6 protein-coding genes and 1 tRNA gene are annotated in these 6,340 nt (G+C 46.7%); all 7 read left to right on the top strand.

Annotation, left to right across the window (positions count from 1 at the left end):
• Positions 1 to 1,542 (top strand): class I adenylate-forming enzyme family protein (locus QVO88_RS05690; protein WP_288177806.1); only part of this gene is annotated, 1,542 nt, incomplete at its 5' end.
• A gap of 22 nt (positions 1,543 to 1,564) precedes the next feature.
• The gene (locus QVO88_RS05685; RefSeq protein ID WP_022287548.1) at positions 1,565 to 2,158 is read left to right on the top strand and encodes a hypothetical protein; all 594 of its coding nucleotides are present in this window, start codon (positions 1,565 to 1,567) and stop codon (positions 2,156 to 2,158) included.
• 86 nt (positions 2,159 to 2,244) lie between these two features.
• A tRNA-Ser gene (locus QVO88_RS05680) sits at positions 2,245 to 2,336 on the top strand.
• Between the two features lie 212 nt (positions 2,337 to 2,548).
• Entirely contained in the window at positions 2,549 to 3,715 is a 1,167-nt protein-coding gene (locus QVO88_RS05675) for a serine hydrolase (RefSeq protein WP_022287547.1), read from the top strand.
• 18 nt (positions 3,716 to 3,733) lie between these two features.
• A complete protein-coding gene (locus QVO88_RS05670) occupies positions 3,734 to 5,170 on the top strand; it encodes a DUF389 domain-containing protein (protein ID WP_022287546.1) in 1,437 nt (478 codons plus the stop codon).
• Positions 5,171 to 5,254: 84 nt separating this feature from the next.
• Complete coding sequence (gene secG / locus QVO88_RS05665; protein ID WP_022287545.1) at positions 5,255 to 5,509, top strand: preprotein translocase subunit SecG; 255 nt, start codon at positions 5,255 to 5,257, stop codon at positions 5,507 to 5,509.
• A 64-nt stretch (positions 5,510 to 5,573) separates the two neighbouring features.
• Positions 5,574 to 6,335 carry a GNAT family N-acetyltransferase gene (locus QVO88_RS05660; protein ID WP_022287544.1) on the top strand — a complete coding sequence of 254 codons (762 nt, stop codon included), beginning with the start codon at positions 5,574 to 5,576 and terminating at the stop codon, positions 6,333 to 6,335.
• Positions 6,336 to 6,340 lie beyond the last annotated feature (5 nt).

The raw sequence follows: 6,340 nt of genomic DNA, 5'->3' as shown, positions 1-6,340 counted from the left end.
CGTGTGACTTGGAAGGAATATGAGCTTATCGAGCCTAACCCAGTCTGTCATTATCGCCGTGAGATAACCTGGAGCGTTTTCAACGAAAAGGCTAACCGCTTTGCCAATCTGCTTTTATCCCGTGGGGTAAAAAAGGGTGACAAGGTGGGTATCCTGCTTATGAACTGTCTTGAATGGCTGCCTATTTATTTTGGTATCCTCAAGACGGGTGCGCTTGCAGTGCCGCTGAATTTCAGATACACTCCGGAGGAGATAAAATACTGTCTTGACCTTGCCGAGGTGGATATTCTTGTATTTGGTCCTGAATTTATCGGCAGAGTTGAGGAGATAGCTGATGAGATAAGCAAGAACAGACTTCTTTTCTATGTTGGCGAGAACTGTCCGTCATTTGCGGAGCATTATGACAGGCTCACTGCAAACTGCGCAAGCACTACTCCGTACATAGAGCTTACTGACGAAGACGATGCGGCTATCTACTTCTCGTCAGGCACAACAGGCTTCCCGAAGGCTATCCTGCACAATCACGAGAGCCTTATGCACGCCGCAAGAGTTGAGCAGAATCATCACGGTCAGACCAAGGACGATGTTTTCCTTTGTATCCCTCCGCTTTATCACACAGGTGCGAAAATGCACTGGTTCGGAAGCCTTATCTCAGGGGGCAAGGCAGTGCTTCTCAAGGGCGTGAAGCCTGAATTTATACTTGATACTGTATCAAGGGAAAAGTGTACTATCGTATGGCTTCTTGTGCCTTGGGCGCAGGATATCCTTGACGCTATCGACAGCGGCGAGGTGACACTTTCAAAGTATGAGCTTTCACAGTGGAGGCTTATGCACATAGGCGCACAGCCTGTTCCGCCGTCACTTATTGCACGCTGGAAAAAGGTTTTCCCTAACCACAAATATGACACTAACTATGGTCTTAGCGAATCTATAGGTCCTGGCTGTGTACACCTTGGCATGGATAACATTGACAAGGTAGGCGCAATAGGCAAGGCAGGCTTTGGCTGGAAGGTCAAGATAGTTGATGATAAGGGCAACACTGTAAAGCGTGGCGAAGTGGGCGAGCTTTGCGTAAAAGGTCCTGGCGTTATGACCTGCTACTACAGAGATCCAAAGGCGACGGCTGAAACTCTCAAAGACGGCTGGCTTTTCACTGGCGACATGGCTCAGGAGGACGAGGACGGATTTATTTACCTTGTTGACCGCAAAAAGGACGTTATTATAAGTGGTGGAGAAAATCTTTACCCTGTACAGATAGAAGACTTTTTGAGAAGTCATGACGCTATCAGGGACGTGGCAGTAATTGGTCTGCCTGACCAGCGTTTGGGCGAGATAGCGGCGGCAATAATCGAGCTAAAGCCAGACCACCCATGCACAGAGGAAGAAATAATGGCGTTCTGCCAGAAGCTTCCGAGATACAAGCGTCCGCACAAGATAATTTTTGCAGACATACCGAGAAACCCGACGGGCAAGATAGAGAAGCCGAAGCTCAGGAAGATATACTGCGGCGAGAGCCTTGTGGCAAAGCAAAATCACGGATAAAAAGTAAAGAGGGGTAACGAAAATGGGACGAGAAGTAGTATTTGCCAACATACGAAAAAGAATGATAGCAATGATAGTTGGCGGTGTGATACTCACGCTAATGGGTGGATTTATCTCATTTGCGGCGGTAGTAGCCGGTGAATACAGCGTATTGATACTTGGACTTTTTGCGCTTACGCCTGGTGTTATATTTCTTATATTTGGTACGTCACGGAGGACGCACCCTGAAAAGAGCGGCATATTCAAAGCCAATCCCGATCTTTTACCGCAGGCTGATGAGCTTTACGCCAACATACAATATCAGGACGATCATATTATCGTATCCGACAGGGTGCTTGCCAACAAGAAAGTGCCATTTCAGATGTGCTGGCGAGAGGAAGCCTACGGCATTTACCAGCACACAGCGAGTATGAATTTCATCAGCTACACCAACGAGATAATCGTCTGCACGAAGCACAAGAAGAATGTACTGCGTTTTAACGTATATGCCAAGGGCAAGGACACCGCCATGGGGCTTATGCAATTGCTTTCCCAATGTTGTCCCAACGCAATGGTAGGCTACACTCCTGAAACGCTTGCATATGTTAAGGAGATGCAGAGGCGTGCTCAGCAATAGATAATGGACAAGCTCTTTGTGCTTAAATTTGCACAAAGGGCTTGACTTTTTTTGTGATTACTTGTATAATAGTATAGTTGACACAAGGAGATGTACCCAAGTGGCTGAAGGGTCCGCACTCGAAATGCGGTAGTACGGCAAAACCGTAGCGAGAGTTCAAATCTCTCCATCTCCGCCAGCAGGAGCTTGCTCCTGCACCCAATTCCGCTATCATTTATGGTAGCGGATTTTTTTGCTCCCGCCCATAGGTATGATACGCTGGGAGGGGTTTGATGCTCGCCGTGACGGGCATTGTCCGTCATGGCTTTTTGTTGCCACACAAAATCTTGCATTTCCACCCGAACTGTGTTATAATCCTATATATCAAACATCATAACACGGAGGTCTATCATGTACGAAAATTTTAAATATCTCGACGCTGTTGCACAAAAAGAGATAGCCAACGGTGTTTTCTCAGGCTCAGTTCTCAGCGTTATCCATAAAGGTGAAACTGTCTATCTCAAAAGCTTTGGTCTTGCTGACAAGGAGAAAAATATCCCTATGAAAACTGACAGCATTTTCAGACTTTTTTCTATGTCAAAGCCTGTCACAGCCGCTGCCGCAATGATACTTATCGAGCGTGGCCTGCTCGACACTCGTCATCCGCTCAAGTGGTTTATCCCTGAGTTCTCCGACCCTGTGGTTCTTGATGAGAACGGTGAGCGTCCTGCTGACAGAGATATAACTATAGGCGACCTGCTCACCATGACTTCTGGTATCCCTTATCCTGACGGCACTCCCGCAGGTCAGAAAATGGGTGCGCTTTGGGGCGAGCAGTCTGAAAAATATCTCAAGGGCGAAAAGCTCCTGGATACTGTGAGCTTCGCAAAGGAAATGGGCAAGCGTCCTCTTATGTTCTCCCCTGGTGAAAAGTGGATGTACGGTGCGTCTGCTGACATCATGGGTGCTGTTATCGAGGTGGTTTCTGGCATGAAGTTCGGAGATTTTCTCAGAAAAGAGATCTTTGAACCCCTCGGTATGAACGATACAGGCTTCTATATCCCAGCGGAAAAGTACAGCCGACTTGCCCAGTGTTATGAATATAAAAATGGCGGAAACGAGCCTTTCACTCACTTCCACCTTTGCCTTACTGATTACACTGTACCTCCTGCCTTTGAGTCGGGCGGAGCAGGTCTTGTTTCTACTGTAGAGGACTATGCAAAGTTTGCCAAAATGCTTATGAACAAGGGCGAGCTTGACGGCGTGAGGATACTCGGCAGAAACACGGTCGATTTCATGGCAAGAAACGGTCTGACCCCTGAACAGCGCAAGACCCTTAACTGGGACAGCACAAAGGGTCACGGCTACGGTAACTTCATGCGTATCCTTGACGACCCTTCCACCGCAGGTCTTATCCAGTCAGAAGGCTCTTTCGGCTGGGACGGCTGGATGGGCTGTTATTTCAGCATTGACCCAAAAGAACAGCTCTGCATACTATATTTTATCCAGCAGACAGGCGCAGGCACCACCGATTCTGCAAGGCGTTTGCAGAACATCGCATGGGGTGCAGTAAAATAAGCAGAGGAGGTCTGAGATTTGAAATTACAGGAAGGCAGATTTATACAAGGGCTTAGAAATATGTTCAGCCTGCGCTGGGATATGGCTGACCCTGATGAGATACATAATACGATAATATCTGGCGCAAAGCTTCAGGGTACTAATATGTGTATCCTCATGCTTGCCATACTTATAGCTTCCATAGGTCTGAATATGAACTCCACCGCCGTTATAATCGGCGCTATGCTCATCTCACCTCTTATGGGCGGTATAACAGCCATAGGCTACGGAATCGCCACCAATGACCTGACTCTTTCAAAGGGTGCGGCAATAAGACTTGGCATACAGGTGGTCATTTGCCTTATCACCTCGACTATTTACTTTACTATCTCACCTATCACCACAGCCTCCTCCGAGCTTCTCGCCCGAACCACACCTACAGCGTGGGACGTTCTTATTGCCCTTTTTGGCGGACTTGCCGGCATAATAGGTCAGACCCGTAAGGAGAAAAGCAACGTTATCCCCGGCGTGGCTATCGCAACAGCACTCATGCCGCCGCTTTGTACCGCAGGCTACGGCTTGGCAAGACACCGCCTTGACTATTTTGGCGGAGCATTGTATCTTTTCTTTATAAACAGCTTTTTCATCTGCCTTGCGGCTATCGTTGTGCTGAAGCTTTTAAGGCTGCCTCATGGCAACGATATTTCCCCGAAGGCTTTGAAAAAGATACACAGAAATATCGCTTTTATCACAGTTATTACCATGCTGCCTAGTATTTATCTTGGCTATGATATTGTGAAAAAGACAATGGATAACAGCAGTGCAGAGAAGTTTATCACCGAGAATTTTGACTTTGACGGCACTCAGATAGTGCAGAAAACAATAGATACCGATAAACGTATGATAGAAGTGGCACTTCTTGGCAAGAAGATAAGCACTGCCGATACAAAGGCGCTTCAAAGTGAGCTGAAAGCTTTCGGATTGGGAGATTATAAGCTTGTGATAACACAGACCGAGGTGGAAAGCGGTGTTACCGCTGACGAGGTCGAAAAGATGCTTGAAAAGAACGCCGACGATGAGGAAACACAGAACAAGGTGGCACAGGTGCTAGCGCAGAAAGAAAACGACGACCTTAAAGCCGAGAATGAAAATCTGAAGGCACAGCTTGACAGCTATCAGAGCTATGATATAGACATGAGCGATATCGCCGAGGAGCTTGCTATCGTTTATCCCAACATAACAGGTGCGGCAGGCGGTCACATGAGCAGCCATTCAGTAGGCTCCCCCACAACAGTTAATGGCGTAACAGTGGTGCTATATGAGAACAAGGCTCTTACCGATGAACAGCTCAAAACTGTCACAGAGCTTCTGAAAAAACGTCTTGACGTGTCAAACGTCACAGTTATCCAGCAGGTGGAGAAGCAGAAAGATACCACCTCAAAGGCTGAAAGCACCGATAAAAAGAAAAAGAATTGAAAAAATTCTGAAAACCCCTTGCAATCTGAGAAGATGTGTGCTATAATATATTAAAATGTATAATTATGTTTTGGAGGAACAAAAATGAGCGTAATTGAGATCGTTGCAGGCGCACTGCTGATCGTAGCCAGCCTCGTTATCATACTTGTAGTTCTTGCGCAGGACACCAAAGAGCAGGGTCTTACATCTGCTATCGGCGGTGGATATAACGATTCTTTCTATGGAAAGAACGGTTCAAACACCAAGGACGCTAAGCTTAACAGACTGACAAGGATAAGTGCGATACTGATATTCGTGATAACTCTTGCTGTAAATATCATTTATCAGATCAAGAAATAATTGCCCGCCCTGCTCCGTGCAGGGCTTTTTCTTTGCAGAAAGTAAGAACGGGGAAAAGAATGTAATGAAATGTGCAAACGGTGCAAAGAATAAGATAAGACCGCTTTTTGCGGGGTTTTACGACTCGCTGATGTTCTCCTATTTTGACGGCGTTTTCGGCACTGCCTTTTGCGACGATACAACCGCACCCACGGCGGCGGTCATATGCTGCGGCGACTTTTATTTTGCCGCAGGGGATAAAAGCTGTGCTGCTGATATGCTCACATTTTGCAGCGACAACAAAAACGCAGTCATAGTTCCTGACAGCGAGGAGCTTGCAAAAGCTTTGTGTGCCTGTGACGGACAGCTTGAAATGGTGAAAAGATATCACACATGTCCGCCTGAAAACGGCTTTGATGTTGACAGACTGCGTGAAACAGTATCAAGAGCACAAAATATGGGACAGTTTAGATTATCAATGATAGATGAGGAATTTTATAAGAAAGCTTTAACAGAGCAGTGGTCGGAGTCCTTTGTGTGCAATTTCAAAGACTTTGCGGACTTTTCAGCCCATGGCTTTGGCTTTGTGCTCACTGATAATGGCAGGATAGTCAGCGGAACTTCTGCGTTTTCATACTACGATAAAGGCGTTGAGATAGAAGTTTCAACCCGTAAAGAATACCGCCTGAAAGGTCTTGCACAGATAACTGCGGCGGCGTTTTTGCTGGAATGTGTACGCCGTGGGCTTACACCTCACTGGGACGCACGAAATCTCACCTCGCTTTCAATAGCACAGAAAATGGGCTTTGTGTTCAGAGATGAATACATAGCGTTGGAATATAAGTAAAAGAA

Origin of the sequence: Ruminococcus sp. CAG:57, assembly GCF_000435935.1 — a bacterium.
Taxonomy (GTDB): domain Bacteria; phylum Bacillota; class Clostridia; order Oscillospirales; family Ruminococcaceae; genus Hominimerdicola; species Hominimerdicola aceti.
This window is presented reverse-complemented; position numbering and strand designations above follow the sequence as displayed.

Coding starts and splice junctions, on each gene's coding strand:
- QVO88_RS05660 (WP_022287544.1), top strand. CDS start 5,574: ATGAAATGTGCAAACGGTGCAAAGAATAAGATAAGACCGCTTTTTGCG.
- QVO88_RS05675 (WP_022287547.1), top strand. CDS start 2,549: ATGTACGAAAATTTTAAATATCTCGACGCTGTTGCACAAAAAGAGATA.
- secG (WP_022287545.1), top strand. CDS start 5,255: ATGAGCGTAATTGAGATCGTTGCAGGCGCACTGCTGATCGTAGCCAGC.
- QVO88_RS05685 (WP_022287548.1), top strand. CDS start 1,565: ATGGGACGAGAAGTAGTATTTGCCAACATACGAAAAAGAATGATAGCA.